The sequence below is a fragment of the Streptomyces sp. NPDC048297 genome, from assembly GCF_043201585.1.
GTDB lineage: Bacteria > Actinomycetota > Actinomycetes > Streptomycetales > Streptomycetaceae > Streptomyces.
Map to the genome: position 1 here is coordinate 32,109 of NZ_JBICZA010000048.1, position 16,129 is coordinate 48,237.

Genomic DNA, 16,129 nt, shown 5'->3' on the forward strand with positions numbered 1-16,129 from the left:
CCAGTTGCGGCAGAGTCTCACTCCTGTCAGGCCCCGCATACGACACACCTGTACCCCCAGCGGTATAGAACAACAAGCATCACAGCAAACTCCATAGCTGACGTCGTATGCCGCCCGAGCACCACGCGGCGCTCCCTTCGGGGGAGTTGCCCACCGGGCCCGTGCCTCCCGTGACCCCGCAGTTGGGAGGCCAGTGCCAGGGGCACGATTGCGTCCGCCAGGGTCACCGAAGCGGGCGATGCTGGAAGGAAATCGTGTGAGCCGGATTTCGGTCCGGGGATTCGCAGTGGTCTCGGCCACCGCGGTCACCGCCGTCGGAAGCGTCGTCGGCGTTGCCTCGGGCAGCGTTGCGCAGAACAACCCCGACGCCGAGGCGACGGCAGCCGACACCACGCTCCTCGCGGACATACCCGCGGGTCAGCAGGCCCAGGTCCAGACCGCGTCCCTGACGCAGCAGGCCGACGCGCAGGCCATCGCCGCCGACGCGAGCGCCAAGAAGGACGCCGAGGCAGCCGCCCGCAAGGCCGCCGCGGAGACCGCGATCGCCAAGAAGGCCGCCGCCGAGCAGGCCGTCAAGGACGCCAAGGCGCGTGCCGAGGCGAAGGCTGCCGCGGCGAGCCGTGACAGCATCCGCGACTCCTCCAGCTTCCCCACCCAGAGCAGCTACTCGGTCGGGCAGATCCAGGCGATGGCGCGTCAGATGGTGGCCTCCGGCCAGTTCCAGTGCTTCAGCAACATCGTGGACCACGAGTCCAGCTGGAACTACCGGGCCGTCAACGCCTCCTCCGGCGCCTACGGCCTCTTCCAGGCCCTGCCGGGCTCCAAGATGTCGTCCGTCGGCGCCGACTGGCAGACCAACCCGGCCACCCAGATCAAGTGGGGCCTCAACTACATGGACAGCCGGTACGGCAGCCCCTGTGAGGCGTGGTCGTTCTGGCAGGCCAACCACTGGTACTAGATCCGCCGGTTGGCCGACTCAACCTCGCGCAGCCCCTCCCCGTCCTAGGGGGAGGGGCTTTCGCCCTGTACGGTCGTACGCGAACGACTCCAGGGGGGAGTGGTGGCGAACACCCGGGGACGCGGGGGAAGAGGACGGATCATGTCGCGACTGCCAGGGTGGCTCGGCCGGATCGGTGCCGGGCTGACCGAGGTCAGCGCGCGCCTTGACGAGCGGCGTGCGGAGGTCGAGAAGGAGCACGGCCCTCCGGAGCCGGTCGCCGCCGACCTGGCCGGCGAGCCCGTGGCCGCCGTCGCATCGCCGCCCGCGCCGCCCGGTACCCGGCCGGACCCCGCGCAGGCCATTCCCTGGGGTGTGCGCGTCGCCGCCGAGGCCGGCTGGCGTCTGCTGGTGCTCGCCGGCACCGTCTGGGTCCTGATGCGGGTCATCAGCGCCGTCCAACTGGTGGTGTTCGCCTTCGTCATCGCCCTGCTGATCACCGCGCTGCTCCAGCCGACCGTCGCCCGGCTGTGCCGGTACGGTGTGCCGCGCGGTCCGGCCACCGCGCTCACCGCGATCTCCGGGTTCGTGGTCATCGGGCTGATGGGCTGGTTCGTGACCTGGCAGGTCATGGAGAACATCGACAGCCTCTCCACCCAGATCCAGAGCGGCATCGACGACCTGCGCAGCTGGCTGCTGAAGAGCCCCTTCCACGTCACCGACAAGCAGATCAACCAGATAGCGAAGAATCTGCGCGAGGCGATCGGCGCCAACACCGACCAGATAACGTCCGCGGGCCTGGAGGGAGTTCAGGTCGTCGTCGAGGCCCTGACCGGCATCCTGCTGGTGTTCTTCTCGACGCTGTTCCTGCTCTACGACGGCAAGCGCATCTGGCAGTGGTTCCTCAAGCTGGTGCCCGCCGCCGCCCGCCCGGGGGTGGCCGGCGCCGGACCGCGTGCCTGGGGCACGCTGACGGCGTACGTCCGCGGCACGGTGCTGGTGGCCCTGATCGACGCCATATGCATCGGTGTCGGCATCTACTTGCTGGATGTGCCGATGGCCGTCCCGCTGGCCGTGTTCATCTTCCTGTTCTCGTTCATCCCGCTCGTCGGCGCGGTCGCCTCCGGTGCGCTCGCGGTGATCGTGGCGCTGGTGACGCAGGGTGTGTTCACGGCGGTCATGACCCTCGCGGTGGTCCTGCTGGTCCAGCAGATCGAGGGGCATGTCCTGCAGCCGTTCATCCTCGGCCGTGCGGTGCGCGTCCATCCGCTCGCGGTGGTCCTCACCGTCGCCACCGGCGGCCTGGTGGCCGGCATCGGCGGCGCGGTGGTCGCGGTGCCGCTGGTGGCGGTGACGAACTCGGTGGTCGGCTATCTGCGGCAGTACTCGCTGGAGCGGCAACTCCTCGCCGCGGGCGTGCAGCGGCAGCCGGCCCCGGTCGTGGCGCCCCCCGCGGGTGCGCCGGAGGACGAGACCGTCCGCGACGGTACGGGATCCGGGGACGCGGTCCTCGGCGAGGGCCCCGTGAACGCCGAGAACCCCGCCCACGGAGGGTGAGCGGGGTTCCCGTACGACACGGCCGGACTGCTCGGTGGGGCCGGACGACTCGATACGGCCGGACGACTCGGCAGGGCCGTACTCCTACTCGGCGAGGATGGCCTCTGCCTCCAGCGTGACGCCCACGGCCTGCACCACGGAAGCGATCTTGAACGCCTCCTGGATCACGTCGCGCTCGACGCCGGCCTTGCGCAGCACCTGCTCGTGCGAGTCCAGGCACAGCCCGCAGCCGTTGATCGCGGAGACCGCGAACGACCACAGCTCGAAGTCGACCTTCTCGACGCCCGGGTTGCCGATGACGTTCATCCGCAGGCCGGCGCGCAGCGTGCCGTACTCGTGGTCGGACAGCAGGTGCCGGGTGCGGTAGAAGACGTTGTTCATCGCCATGATCGCGGCGGCGGACTTCGCCGCGGTGTACGCCTGCGGCGTGAGGTTCGCCTTCGCCTCCGGCTCCAGCTCACGCAGCACGATCGGGGAGCGGGAGGCGATCGCGGTCGCCAGCACCGTGCCCCACAGCTGCTGCGCGGGCAGGTCGGAGTTGCCGATGACCGAACCCAGGTTGAGCTTCAGGTCCTTGGCGTAGTCCGGGACGCGGGACTTCAGCGAGTCGAGCGACATGGGTCACTCACCGGCCAGCAGCGCGACCGGGTCCAGCGTCTCGTCGCCCTTGCTCCAGTTGCACGGGCACAGCTCGTCCGTCTGCAGGGCGTCCAGGACCCGCAGGACCTCCTTGGGGTTACGGCCGACGGAACCGGCGGTCACCATGGAGAACTGGATCTCGTTGTTCTGGTCGACGATGAAGACGGCGCGCTTGGCGAAGCCGTCCTCGCCCTCGATGCCCAGGTCGCGCATCAGCTCGTGCTTGGAGTCGGCCATCATCGGGAAGGGCAGGTCACGCAGGTCGTCGTGGTCCTTGCGCCAGGCGTGGTGGACGAACTCGGAGTCACCGGAGAAGCCGAGGACCTGGGCGTCGCGGTCGGCGAACTCGTCGTTCAGCTTGCCGAACGCGGCGATCTCGGTCGGGCACACGAAGGTGAAGTCCTTGGGCCACGCGAAGACGACCTTCCACTGACCCTCGTAGGTCTTGTGGTTGATCGTGTCGAACTCCTTGCCCTTCTCCAGCGAGACGCAGGCGGTCAGTTCGAACTCGGGGAACTTGTCACCGACAGTGAGCACGTGCTCTCCTTGCAGCGAGGAAGAACCCCTTTTGAGGGTGCTTCCCTTGGGTTGGACGCTGTTGATGCTGGCACAAGGTGCATTGATTAGTGAAATAGCTACACTAGGTCGCGTTGATCGGAGGTAGCTATCAGTGACTGTCAGTAGTGGAACCCGGAGGCAGCCGAGCCTCTCCCAGCTGCGGGCCTTCGTGGCCGTGGCCGAGCATCTGCACTTCCGGGACGCGGCCTCCGCCATCGGCATGAGCCAGCCCGCACTGTCCGGCGCGGTCTCGGCTCTGGAAGAGGTCCTGGGCGTCACCCTCATCGAGCGTACGACGCGCAAGGTGCTGCTCTCGCCCGCCGGCGAACGGCTGGCGGTGCGGGCCAGGGCGGTGCTGGACGAGGTCGGGGCGCTCATGGAGGAGGCCGAGGCGGTCCGCGCGCCGTTCACCGGAGCGCTGCGGCTCGGCGTCATCCCGACCGTCGCGCCCTACCTCCTGCCCACCGTGCTGCGCCTCGTCCACGACCGCTACCCGCACCTCGACCTCCAGGTGCACGAGGAACAGACCGCGCGCCTCGTCGAGGGCCTCGGCGCCGGCCGGCTCGACCTGCTCCTGCTGGCCGTGCCGCTCGGGGTGCCCGGGGTCGTCGAACTCCCGCTGTTCGACGAGGACTTCGTGCTCGTCACGCCGCTGGACCACTGGCTCGGCGGGCGCGAGGGCATCCCGCGCGAGGCGCTGAAGGAACTGAACCTGCTGCTCCTGGACGAGGGGCACTGCCTGCGCGACCAGGCCCTGGAGATCTGCCGGGAGGCCGGCCGGGCGGACGCGCCCGTCACCACCACGGCCGCCGGACTCTCCACGCTGGTCCAGCTCGTGGCCGGTGACCTCGGCTGCACGCTGCTGCCGCGCACCGCCCTCAAGCTGGAGACCACCCGCAGCAGCCAGCTCCTCACCGGTTCCTTCGCCGAACCCGCCCCGAGCCGCCGGATCGCCCTCGCCATGCGCACCGGCGCCGCCCGCGGCGCGGAGTACCGGGAACTGGCGGCAGCCCTGCGCGAGGCCATGCGCGCGCTGCCGGTGCGCGTGCTCGACCTGGACGCCTGACCTGCGGGGAGGGGCCCATGACGCCCTCGGAGCCCTTCACGCCCTGCCCGGTGCACTGCCCGGTGCGCGGACGGGCTACTCCGTGCGCAGCCCCTCCGGACGCATCAGCCGCAGCAGCGGCGGCAGGCTGAGCAGGGTCACGGCGAGGACCACCGCCGCGCCCGCGCCGGTCAGCGACAGCACGCTCGCCCAGTCGACGGTCACCGGTGTCGCCGTCATCCGCAGCAGCACCGCGCCGAGGGTGACGCCCACCGCCGACGCCAGCAGCAGACCCAGGGCGATCGGCAGGGCCGTCTGCCACAGCATCGACAGGCCCAGCGTGCGGCGCCGGGTGCCGAAGGCGACCAGCGCCGACAGCAGCTTGCGCCGTTCGCGCAACTGCTCCAGCTGGGAGACCAGCAGGCTCACTCCGATCAGCGCCAGCACACAGGCCGCGCCGACGAACAGACCGGTGCGCAGCGAGGCGTACCTGTCGGTCTGCTCGGTCGCCGACCACTTCCACGGGCTGGCGAGGGGGTCGAGGCGCGCGGCCGTGTTCCGTACGTACTCCTCGGCGTCCGGCACCGACGGGTCGAGACGGACGAAGACGTGGCCGTACATCGTCGGGCCGGCCGAGGCGGGCAGGACGGAGGGGGTGACGAGCAGGCCCTGGATCCCGCTCTGCAGCGCGTCCTTGCGGGCGGTCACCGTCCGCAGACCGGCCGGCACCGTCCAGGGGATCTCGCGCCCGCGGCCGGCGCCCTCGTCGCTGGGGTCGATGAAGCCGTGCCGGCCCGGCCGCAGGAAGGCGCGCACGGCGGCGTCGTCGGCCGTGAAGGGGACGAGGAACGCGTCGCCGTCCCGGCACGAGGGCAAGTGGGCCAGCTCGCGCAGCGCGGCGCAGTCGCCCATGGTGACGTCCGTCCGGGCGGCGGGTTCGACGCGCCGGTCGCCGAGCGAGCCGGTGGAGATCGCCACCGCGGCCCGTACGCCCCTGGTGCGGTCGAACTCCCGCCCCGCGGCCGGGGTGTGGGCGCGGTCGGGGAGGTCGATCTGCATCTGCGCCCGGTCCGGGTCCCTGCCGGTGTCCTTCGTGTACTGGCTGTCCACCCCGGCGAACAGCATCTGCAGCGCGATCGCCCCGGCCACCGCCACCGCGATGCCGTTGACCGTGCGGGCCGCCGTACCGCTGCTCACCTGGAGCCGCCGCACGGCCAGTTGCCAGGAGACCGCGCCCGCGCCGAGCCGGGCGACGACCGCCTCGACGAGCCAGGGCAGCAGCGCGGTCACGCCGACGAGCAGCAGCAGCACGCCGCCGACGACCAGGTTCTGGTTGAAGTACCCGTGGGAGCGGCCCTTCCCGGTCATCGGATAGAGCATCGCGAGTCCCAGGAGGGGCAGCAGCAGCCGCCACCACAGGCGCCTGCGGGGCTGTTTGGCGGTGCGCATCACGCCGAGCGGTTCGACGACCACCCCGCGCATCGCGAGCAGCGTCACCAGCACGGCGGCGGCCGGCACGGCGAGGGCGACCAGGGCGACCAGCGCGGGGGAGGGGTTCACGTAGCTCGGGAAGAAGCTCACGCCCATGACCTCGACCGAGCCCGCCGCCTCGCGCCCGAGCAGGAAGAGCACCGCGCCGACGAGCAGCCCGAGCAGTGCGCCGGACAGTGCCTCGCCGGCCGCGATCCGGTGGGTCGTCGCGCTGTCGGCGCCCACCAGGCGCAGCGCGGCCAGCCGGCGGTCGCGCCGCTCGCCGCCGAACCGTACGGCCGCCGCGATGAACACGGCCACCGGCATCAGCAGTGCCACGAACAGGACCAGGGCCAGCAGGACGAGCACCGGGTCGGACTGCTCGGCCGTCGGGTGCGGGTCCCCGAACGCGGTGATGCGCACCACACGTGTGCTGCTCCGGGACACCGCCATGTCCTCGGCGCCCGCGTAGTAGGCCAGCTCGTGCGAGCCGACCAGTCCGGCCTCGCCGATCGTGCCGGTGATCCGGTCCGGGAGGCGTTCGCGCAGCAGCTTCGCCCCGTCCGAGGAGAGCAGCTCCTTCAGCGCGGGCGAGACCACCATCTCGCCCTTGGCCGGCATGTGGCCGACGCCCGGCGGCAGCGGCGCCCGCGGCCCCTCGGGCTGGAGCAGCCGGCCCCGGACGTCCCGGCCGTGCCACATGGTGTCGCTCTGGCCGACCAGCACGGTGTTCTCGCCCCTGGGCGGCACGGCCACGCCGAAGGTGAGGTCCTGGCGCTGCTGCTCGCGGTGGTGGCGTGCCGTCAGCATGTTCGGCAGCGCGGTCGTCAGCAGCAGCAGGGCCACGCCGAGGCCGACGCCGACCGCCGTCAGGATCGTACGGATCCAGCCCTCGCGCCCGCCGGTGACGGCGAACCGGGCCCCCATGGCCAGATCCCGGCCCCACTGGCGCGGGGTCATACGGCGTGCTCCATGTCCCGGGACTTCCCGTCGCGTACGACGATCTCGCGGTCGGAGTAGGCGGCGACCCGGGCCTCGTGCGTGACGAGGACGACGGCCGCGTTGGTCGAGCGGGCCGCGTCGGTCAGCAGCTCCATCACGCGCTCGCCGTTGAGGGAGTCGAGCGCGCCGGTCGGCTCGTCGGCGAACAGCACCCGGGGCCCGGTGGCCAGCGCCCGCGCCACCGCGACGCGCTGCCCCTGGCCGCCGGAGACCTCGCCGGGCCGCTTGCGCCGCAGGTCGTCGACCTCCAGGCGCTCCATCCAGCCCAGTGCCGTGTGCTCGGCGTCCTTGCGGGAGGCGCCGTTCAGCCGCAGCGGCAGCGCGACGTTCTCCACGCAGGTCAGTTCCGGCACGAGCTGCCCGAACTGGAAGACGAAGCCGAACTCGCCGCGCCGCAGCGCGCTGCGCTCGGCGTCGCTCATGCCGGCCAGCTCGCGTCCGGCGTAGGTGATCGAGCCGGAGTCGGGGCGCACGATCCCGGCGAGGCAGTGCAGCAGGGTGGACTTGCCGGACCCGGAGGGGCCCATCACGGCGACGATCTCGCCGGGGTGGATGGAGAACGCGGCGCCGTCGAGGGCGGGCGTGGGGCCGTAGGCCTTGCGCAGGTCCTTTGCCGCGAGCAGGGAGCCGGGCGGGGGAGGCGTGGGAGGGAGAGCCGTGGGAGGGGGAGTCCTGGGCGGCGGAGTCATGCGGTCACCTCCGTGCGCAGCTTGTCGAGCCGTGCCGCGGTGAGTTCCAGCCAGCGCACGTCCGCCTCCAGGTGGAACAGGGCGTGGTCGCAGATCAGCTGGTCCGCGAGGTCGCCCTTGCGCTTGCGGTCGGTCAGGACGCGCATGCTGCGCAGGTGCGCGGAGCGCTGGGTGTCGAGGATGTCGGCCGCGTCGCGGTGGGTGAGCAGCGCGAGGACGACCTTGGTGTACAGGGCCGACTGGAGGTACTCCTCGGGCTTCTCCGGGGTGGCGAGCCAGCGGTCGACGTCCGTGACACCGGCGTCGGTGACGGCGTAGCGCTTGCGCTCGGGACCGCCGCCCGCCTCGATGCCGTCGACTTCCACGAGGCCGTGCTTCAGCAGCCGGGACATCGTCGAGTAGACCTGGCCGTAGTGCAGCGGCCGGTCGTGACCGAACTTCTCGTCGAAGGCCCGCTTCAGGTCGTAGCCGTGCCGGGGGCCGGACTCCAGGAGTCCTAGAAGGGTGTGACCGATGGACATGACGGCACTCTACACACGGTGTATACGCGGTGTGTATAGGTCCCGGTGTCATGGCTCCGCAACAGCCGGCCGGATCGGGTACGGCTCCTGCGCGGCCAACCGGAATCCTCGCGTCAGGCAACCCGGAGCCCTCCGGATCGGTCGGTTCCCTTAGGACGGGTGCTCATTCTCACGTCCGTAAAAGAGCGGATCGGACAGTCTTTGTCACGGTGCCGGGTGTTAGTTTTCGGAGCCGACCCCGAGACGGAAGCGGAGCCACAGGACCCATGGGACGAGCGGACGAGAGACGAGCGCGCCGGCGCGGCGGCCACCGCGCGGCGCCCGCGAGGCCTGCCAAGGGCCGAATACGCCGGCTCTTCACCTGGAAGAAGATCCTCGGCACGTTCTTCGGCTTCTGCCTGCTCGGCATAGGCGGCTTCATCGTCCTGTACATGACGGTCGACGTCCCGGCCGGCAACGTGGCCGCCCAGCGCCAGAGCAACGTCTACAAGTACAGCGACGGCACGCTCCTCGCCCGCGCCGGCACGGTCAACCGGGAGATCGTCGACCTGTCGAAGGTGCCGCGCAAGGTCCAGCTGACCTTCGTCGCCGCCGAGAACAAGTCCTTCTACAGCGACCCCGGCGTCGACTTCAAGGGCATGGCCCGCGGCCTGGTCAACACCCTGTCGGGCAAGGGCACCCAGGGCGGCTCGACGATCACCCAGCAGTACGTCAAGAACTACTACCTGAACCAGGACCAGACCGTCACCCGCAAGCTGAAGGAACTGGTCATCTCGCTCAAGGTGGAGCGGGAGAAGTCCAAGGACGAGATCCTCGCGGGCTACATCAACACCAGCTACTACGGCCGCGGCGCCTACGGCATCCAGGCCGCCGCCCAGGCCTACTACCACGTCGACGCCCAGGACCTCAGCGTCCAGCAGGGCGCCTACCTGGCCGCACTGCTCCAGGCACCGAGCCAGTACGACTGGTCCGCCGCCGGCCCGGTCGGCAAGCGCCTGGTCAAGGCCCGCTGGAACTACGTCCTGGACAACATGGTCAAGGAGGGCTGGCTCGACGCGACCGAGCGCCAGGGCCTGCGGTTCCCCTACCCCAAGGAGCCCAAGGGCGCCCCCGGCATGGAGGGCCAGAAGGGCTACCTGGTCTCCCTCGCCAACGCCCAGCTGGAACAGCAGCTGATGAAGGACGAGGGCCTGTCCAGGTCCGAGGCCGAGGCCAAGGTCGAGGACCAGGGCTGGACCATCACCCTGAACATCGACCGCAAGAAGCAGGCGGCGCTGGAGAAGGCCGTCAAGGCCGAACTGACCAGCAGGCTCGATCCGAAGAACCGCAAGGTCGACGCCGACGTCCAGGCCGGCGCCGTGTCCGTCGACCCGAAGACGGGCAGGATCCTCGCCCTGTACGGCGGCAAGGACTACTTCTCCCACTACACGAACAACGCCACCCGCCGGGACTACCAGCCCGCCTCCACGTTCAAGCCGGTCATCCTCGCCGCCGCGCTGGAGCACCAGGCCACCACGCAGAACGGCCAGGTCATCGGCGCCGACACCGTCTACGACGGCACCAGCGGCCGGCCGGTCGTCGACCACGGCACCAAGGTCGGCTTCGCCCCGCCCAACGAGGACGGCCACGACTACGGGAAGGTCACCGTCCAGAGGGCGATGAACAACTCCGTCAACTCCGTCTTCGCGCAGATGGGCGTGGACGTGGGCATGGACCAGGTCATGGGGACGGCCAAGCAGCTCGGCATGGACACCGCGGGCATGCAGGCGGTGCCCGCGCAGACCCTGGGCTCGATGGGGGCCAGCCCGCTGGAGATGGCCGGCATCTACGCCACCTTCGACAACCACGGCGACAAGGTGACTCCCGGCATCGTGAAGTCGGCGGAGCAGAAGGACCGCAGTGTCGAGATGTCCGACCCGGTCGGCGACCAGGTGATCAGCCGCACGGCCGCCGACACCGTGACCTCCGTGCTGACCGGCGTGGTCGACGACGGTACGGCCAGTGTGTCCGTGGCGCACAACCCGCTGCGCAACGGCCAGCAGGTGGCCGGCAAGACGGGTACCTCCGACTGCAACCGCTCGGCCTGGTTCACCGGCTACACCCCGGACCTGGTCACCTCCGTCGGCCTGTTCGGCGAGGCGGCCAAGGCCGGCGGCACCGACTGCGACGGCACGCCGATCAAGAAGTACGCCCATGTCTCGCTCTCCGGCGCGATGGGCGGCGGCCGTGTCAACGGCGGTGGCCCGCCCGCGAAGATCTGGGCGGCCTACACCTTCGGCGTGACCTCCGCGGCCCGCTTCGACCTGGACACCCGGCAGGGTGCCGCCGTCGCCCCGACGGACACGCCGACGCAGAGCCAGTCGCCGACCGAGACGCCGTCGCAGACGCCGACCAGCGAACCGCCGACGTCCGAGACCCCGTCCGGCACCCCGACCGAGACACCGAGCGGGACTCCGACCGGGACACCGTCAAGTCCGACCCCGCCCACGCAGACACCGACCCAGACGCCGACCACCGAGGTGCCGAAGACGGACACCACACCGCAGAACCCGCTCGCCCCCACCGGTCAGTGACACCGCGCACGGGAACACCGGGCACGGGAACACCGGGCACGGGAACACCGGGCACGGGAACACCGGGCACGGGAACACCGGGCATCTGAAAGGCACGCACCTGAAGGGCCCACACGTGAAGGGCGCCCGCACACGCCGGGCGCCCTTCACGTCTGCCGGAGCCGGACCGCCCAGCGGGCCGTCGCCTCAGCCTCGGTGCAGCTCGAACCAGACCACCTTGCCGGTGCTCAGCCGCGTCGCACCCCAGCGCCGGGCCATCTTGTTGACCAGGTACAGGCCCCGGCCGCCCTCGTCGGTGGCGCGGGCCTGCCGCAGCCGCGGCAGCTGGGGCACGTCGTCGCCGACCTCGCAGCGCAGCACGTCCGTGCGCAGCAGCCGTAGCGTCACCGGCCGTGAGGCGTACCGCACCGCGTTCGTGACCACCTCGCTGACCAGCAGCTCCACCGAGTCCGACAGCTCCTCCAGACCCCAGCGGGACAGCGCGCCGCGGGCCAGCCTGCGGGCCCGGCCGGGGGCCAAGTCCTCCGGCTCCAGCGTCCAGTACGCCACATCGCTCGGCGCGATCCCGTCGAAGCGGGCCGCGAGCAGCGCGATGTCGTCGTCCCGGTCGCCCGGCCCGAGCATGTCCAGCACCTCGTCGCAGAGGGCCTCCAGCGGCGGCGGATGGTCCGGGCCGGTCAACTGGGCGGTGGCGGCCAGCTTCTCCCGCAACTGCTCTATGCCGGTCCACACGTCCCGCAGCCGGGACTCCACCAGACCGTCGGTGTACAGAAGCAGCGTGGCCCCGGCGGGCGCGTCCAGCTCGACCGCCTCGAAGTCGACCCCGCCGACCCCGATGGGCGCGCCCGGCGGGACCCGCAGCACCTCGGCCCGGCCGCCCAGATGCAGCAGGACCGGCGGTGGATGACCGGCGTTGGCGATGGTGATCCGGTGCGTGACCGGGTCGTACACCGCGTACAGGCAGGTCGCCATGCGGTCGGTGCCGAGCCGTTGCGCCTGCTCGTCCAGGTGGTGCAGCACCTCCTGCGGAGGCAGGTCGAGCCCGGCCAGGGTCTGCGCGGTCGTGCGCAGCTGGCCCATGATGGCCGCCGACGTCATGGAGTGCCCCATGACGTCACCGACGACCAGCGCCACCCTGCTGCCGGGCAGCGGGATCGCGTCGTACCAGTCGCCGCCCACCCGCGCGGTCTCCGCGGCCGGCAGATAGCGCGAGGCCAGCCGCACGCCCGTCGGCCGGGGCAGCGTCTCGGGCAGCATGGTGCGCTGCAACTCGTCCGCGATGTACGCCTCGCGGCCGTACAGCACCGCCTTGTCGATGCCGAGCGCGCTGTGCGTGGCCAACTGGGCCGCCACCAGCAGGTCGTCCGCCTCGAAGGCGAGCCGCTCCGGACGGCGCAGGAACAGCGCCGCGCCGATCACCCGGCGCCGGCCGCGCAGCGGCGCGAGGATCGCGTGCTGTCCGTCCGGCACCAGCGTCTCGCCGTTCTCGCCGAGGAGTTCGGGCAGCGCGGCACGGGCCCCGGGTGCGTCGGCGAACACCGGCCGCACCCCGCGCAGCACCTCGTTGAGCGCGCCGCCGGGCCGCACCTCGCACAGCTCCGCGGTCAGCACCGAGGGCCCGGAGAATGCGGGCAGGCCGTCGGGATCCGGCTCCGGCTCGGGGAACGGCGGCGGCAACAGGCCCTCGGTGTCCCGCTCGTCGGGTATCCGGTCGGCGCGGCGCAGCCGCAGCACCACCGGGCCGGTGGGCCGCTCGTCACCGACCGGGAGCGGGTCGCGCAGATAGACCAGGATCGCGTCCGAGAACGTCGGCACGGTGGCCCGGCACAGTCCCATCACGATCTCGTCCAGATCCAGACCGCGGGCGATCCGGCGGGTCGCCGCGCCCACGAATCTGAGCCGGTCCCCGTCCCGGCGCATCGGCATCGGCCGCCCCGGCGGCAGGCCCCGCCCGGTACGGCGCTCCTGGCCGTCCGGCGTCCGTTCCTCGGCGCCCGGCTGCGGTGGAATGGCCTCTGCCGGGCGCGGGCGGTGCGTGCCCGGCTCCGCGGCGGCCGGCTGGGAGTGCTCGGGGCCGTTGACTTGGGGCTCCTTCCCCTTGTTCCCCTTGCCGCAGGGGGTGGTGGTCCCCGGGCCTGAGGGAGTGCCGTCCGCGCGGGCCTGGGCCGGCAGGCCCGGGGGGCCGAGCGGTTTCGGGGTACGCAGGAGCGCCCCGCGGGCATCCGCGGGGTCGACGCCCGGCTGGGGGCGTTCGTAGGAGGTGGGCTGCTCCGTCACGCGAGTCGCATCCGTCCGTCCGGGTCTGCGCGCCCGGCGCGCAGTTGGTCCCGCCGAAATCCCGATACCCGGAATACGTGCCCCAGGAACGGAATTCCCGCGTGGTCAGAGGTTGTTCCTGTGCCGGTGCCGAACCCCTCGGGGTCCGCCGTGGTGTTGCCCTCGTACCCCTCGCTCACGTCCTGCCGCCCCTCGGTGACGTTCGGTCAAGCCCGGCGCATGGTCCGGAAGTTACGGCTCGGCGCCCTTGCGGAGGACGATCCTACGGTTGTGGTCCGGGGGCGCATCAAGGGTCTCATGAGGACATGTGCGCGGGCGTACGGTCCCAGTCCTCGGGGAGCGGCGGTACCGGCCAGGACGGGTCGGGGCGCCAGTGCTGCCAGCCGTCCGCGTACGGCGGACCCCAGGCCAGGATCGCCTCCACGGCGGCCCGGCCGGCCGCCCGGACCTGCTCGGCCGTCTCCGCGTCCATCAGCCCGTCCCGCTGGGCCTGCGCGAACTCGTCCTCGTCGCGCCAGTGCCAACTGCGGTCCGGATGTACGGAGATGTCCAGGAAGTGATCCTCGGAGTCCACACCGTGAGCCCAACGGACCAACGGCTGCTCAAGGTTGACGTACCAGTTCTTGAACCGCCAGCCCGGCTCCCAGAACAGCCAGACCGACCAGGGCTCGCCGGGCCGCGCCAGCTTGAGCACGCCGGTGCCGAACCAGCGGTCCCTCTGCACCGTACGGGGCTTGGTGTAGCGGGACTCCAGCGGCTCCCCGTGCACGGAGGTGCCGTCGGCGAGGACGGGCTTGACGCATTCGGTGCCGGGCGCGAGCCATACGGCGAGCAGCTCGGCGTCGTCGCGGACCACGGTGACGGGCCGTGCGATGTGGACGTGTTCACCCGCGTTCTCCCGGTACCGCCACAGGATCCGGCTCCCGGGGGTCCAGTACGTCGCAGGGCTCGCGTCCACTCGTTTCACCGCTCCGTCGTCCGTCATGGACAGATTTTAGGTGCCGTGGACATACGACGCTGCGATGCCGGTCACGGTTCCGGGCACGTGGCCGGAAACGTTCGCACGCCGTTCACGGGCGACCCGCGTCCCGCGCCCGTCGCCAAGGCGCTTCACGAAGACGCCTCTTGGGGACGCCTCGCGGAGGCTCCCAGAAAAGATGAACATTTCTCATGTACGCCTCTTTCGCATTGGACTACTCGCCAGTAAAACCGTGGGTAACACCTGCTTCGGGGAGGCGTCATGCACCGGTTCAGATCCAGGTTCACAGGCACGGCCGTCGCGGTCGCGGCAGCCGCCACCGTGTTCGCGGGCCTTGCGGCCCCCGCCGCCCACGCGGCTCCGACCGGCCGTCAGCCCCTGGCCTCCACACCCCTTTCGCCCGACCTGGAACGCATCCGGGCCGCGGAGGGCACCGCCCTGTACGGCGACCCGGCCGAGCGGCCCCTCGCCGACCGCAAGACCGCCCTGATCTCCCTCGGCGACAGCGAGATCTCCGGCGAGGGCGTCGGCACCTACGAGCCGGGCACCAACGGCCCCGACAACTGGTGCCACCGGTCACCCGACTCGGCCATCCACCGCACCGGCATCCCGGCCGACGAGACGTACAACGTCGCCTGTTCCGGCGCCTACACCGGCAACATCCGCATCGGCGGCAGCAAGCAGTACGCCGACGAACTCGTCCAGAGCGACAGCCTCGCCGTCAAGGCCCGCAACACCCGTATCAAGATGGTGCTGCTGGTCGCCGGCGCCAACGACGACCTCCAGTTCGGCCCGGTCATGACCGACTGCGTCGAGCGCTATCTGCTCTCCCAGGGCGCCTGCGAGCCCAAGTACTCCGGCGGCTGGCAGGCCCGTGTCGACGGCCTCGTCCCCAAGGTCGAGCAGAGCGTGCGCGACCTGCGCACCGTGATGCGCGGCGCCGGGTACGCGGACGGCGACTACAAGCTCGTCGTGATGGGCTACCCGAGCCCGATCGGCCCGGACTTCCACGACAACCCGAGTTTCCCCGGCAAGCTCGTCTGCGGCGGCCTGGGCTACGACTCCGACACCGCGTGGGGCCGTAACACCGCCGTCCCCGCCTTCGAACGCGGCATGCGCAAGGCCGCCGAGGACACCGGCGCGAGCTACCTGGACAACTCGCGGCTGTTCCAGGGCCACGAGGTCTGCATGGAGGACACCTGGGCCCGCGGCCTGTTCATCGACGTCACCAAGCCCGGTACGCCGGACGAGAACTCGGTGCGCCAGTCCTTCCACCCCAACGCCCGCGGCCACGCCGCCTTCGCGTCCTGCCTGACCCAGCTCTACAACTCGGGCCTGCGCGAGGCGAGCTGCGCGGACGTCAACTCCTCGGGCACGCCTACCCTGTTCCCGCTCGCCTGGGACGACGCGTACCGTCCGCTGACGAACGCGGCGACCGGCAACTGCCTGGACGTCGACAGCTCCGCCAGCGCCAACGGCACCAGCGTGCTCGGCTGGACCTGCGGGGGCACCCGCAACCAGACCTGGTGGTACGACTCCACCCGGCAGACCCTGATCACCGGCCTCACCCAGGACCGCTGCCTCGACGTGCCCGCGAGCACCTACAAGGCGGGTACCGCCCTGGAGATCTGGAACTGCCACGGCGGCACGAACCAGAAGTTCGTCCGCACCGGCGCCACGATCCGCCCCGCCGGGGCCACCGCCCTGTGCCTGACCCACGCGGCGGCCAAGGAACCGCTCCGCCTGCAGACCTGCGGCGGCTCCGCGAACCAGAAGTGGGCGTGAGCCCCCTAGGGCGTGTATCGGGTCGTGATCATTGAGTGGCCCGTGCGAGGTCCTTGATCCAGATGATGGAGGCGCGGAGATGGAGGGCGGCCAAGTA

The 16,129-nt window shown here is 71.2% G+C and carries 12 protein-coding genes; 5 read left to right on the forward strand and 7 right to left on the reverse strand.

Annotated features, from left to right (window positions below):
• Positions 1-238 precede the first annotated feature (238 nt).
• Positions 239-958 carry a transglycosylase SLT domain-containing protein gene (locus ACGFYV_RS34290; RefSeq protein WP_393882436.1) on the forward strand — a complete coding sequence of 240 codons (720 nt, stop codon included), beginning with the start codon at positions 239-241 and terminating at the stop codon, positions 956-958.
• 141 nt (positions 959-1,099) lie between these two features.
• A complete protein-coding gene (locus ACGFYV_RS34295) occupies positions 1,100-2,494 on the forward strand; it encodes an AI-2E family transporter (protein ID WP_393882437.1) in 1,395 nt (464 codons plus the stop codon).
• An 84-nt stretch (positions 2,495-2,578) separates the two neighbouring features.
• Here the strand turns inward: ACGFYV_RS34295 and ACGFYV_RS34300 are convergent, their stop codons facing one another.
• The gene (locus ACGFYV_RS34300) at positions 2,579-3,112 is read right to left on the reverse strand and encodes an alkyl hydroperoxide reductase (protein WP_393882438.1); all 534 of its coding nucleotides are present in this window, start codon (positions 3,110-3,112) and stop codon (positions 2,579-2,581) included.
• Positions 3,113-3,115: 3 nt separating this feature from the next.
• Positions 3,116-3,670 carry a peroxiredoxin gene (locus ACGFYV_RS34305; protein WP_393882439.1) on the reverse strand — a complete coding sequence of 185 codons (555 nt, stop codon included), beginning with the start codon at positions 3,668-3,670 and terminating at the stop codon, positions 3,116-3,118.
• A gap of 133 nt (positions 3,671-3,803) precedes the next feature.
• Between ACGFYV_RS34305 and ACGFYV_RS34310 the strand changes: the two genes are divergently transcribed.
• A complete protein-coding gene (locus tag ACGFYV_RS34310; RefSeq protein ID WP_393882440.1) occupies positions 3,804-4,757 on the forward strand; it encodes a LysR substrate-binding domain-containing protein in 954 nt (317 codons plus the stop codon).
• Positions 4,758-4,832: 75 nt separating this feature from the next.
• Here ACGFYV_RS34310 and ACGFYV_RS34315 read toward each other — a convergent pair whose 3' ends face one another.
• Genes ACGFYV_RS34315 through ACGFYV_RS34325 form a run of 3 tightly spaced genes read right to left on the reverse strand, consistent with a single transcriptional unit; the run spans position 4,833 to position 8,418 of the window.
• The gene (locus ACGFYV_RS34315; protein ID WP_393882441.1) at positions 4,833-7,166 is read right to left on the reverse strand and encodes an ABC transporter permease; all 2,334 of its coding nucleotides are present in this window, start codon (positions 7,164-7,166) and stop codon (positions 4,833-4,835) included.
• A complete protein-coding gene (locus ACGFYV_RS34320; protein ID WP_393882442.1) occupies positions 7,163-7,897 on the reverse strand; it encodes an ABC transporter ATP-binding protein in 735 nt (244 codons plus the stop codon). The genes ACGFYV_RS34315 and ACGFYV_RS34320 overlap by 4 nt, the downstream gene beginning before the upstream one ends.
• Positions 7,894-8,418: a PadR family transcriptional regulator gene (locus ACGFYV_RS34325; protein ID WP_393882443.1), complete on the reverse strand. Its 525-nt coding sequence runs from the start codon at positions 8,416-8,418 to the stop codon at positions 7,894-7,896. The genes ACGFYV_RS34320 and ACGFYV_RS34325 overlap by 4 nt, the downstream gene beginning before the upstream one ends.
• A gap of 266 nt (positions 8,419-8,684) precedes the next feature.
• On the opposite strand from ACGFYV_RS34325, the gene ACGFYV_RS34330 reads away from it, so the two are divergent.
• On the forward strand, positions 8,685-10,991 hold the full coding sequence (locus tag ACGFYV_RS34330; RefSeq protein ID WP_393882444.1) for a transglycosylase domain-containing protein: 2,307 nt from the start codon (positions 8,685-8,687) through the stop codon (positions 10,989-10,991).
• Between the two features lie 186 nt (positions 10,992-11,177).
• Here the strand turns inward: ACGFYV_RS34330 and ACGFYV_RS34335 are convergent, their stop codons facing one another.
• Both ACGFYV_RS34335 and ACGFYV_RS34340 read right to left on the reverse strand, forming a co-directional pair.
• A complete protein-coding gene (locus ACGFYV_RS34335) occupies positions 11,178-13,268 on the reverse strand; it encodes a SpoIIE family protein phosphatase (protein WP_393882445.1) in 2,091 nt (696 codons plus the stop codon).
• A gap of 295 nt (positions 13,269-13,563) precedes the next feature.
• A complete protein-coding gene (locus ACGFYV_RS34340; protein WP_393882446.1) occupies positions 13,564-14,253 on the reverse strand; it encodes a DUF402 domain-containing protein in 690 nt (229 codons plus the stop codon).
• Positions 14,254-14,508: 255 nt separating this feature from the next.
• Between ACGFYV_RS34340 and ACGFYV_RS34345 the strand changes: the two genes are divergently transcribed.
• Complete coding sequence (locus tag ACGFYV_RS34345; RefSeq protein ID WP_393882447.1) at positions 14,509-16,032, forward strand: ricin-type beta-trefoil lectin domain protein; 1,524 nt, start codon at positions 14,509-14,511, stop codon at positions 16,030-16,032.
• Positions 16,033-16,129 lie beyond the last annotated feature (97 nt).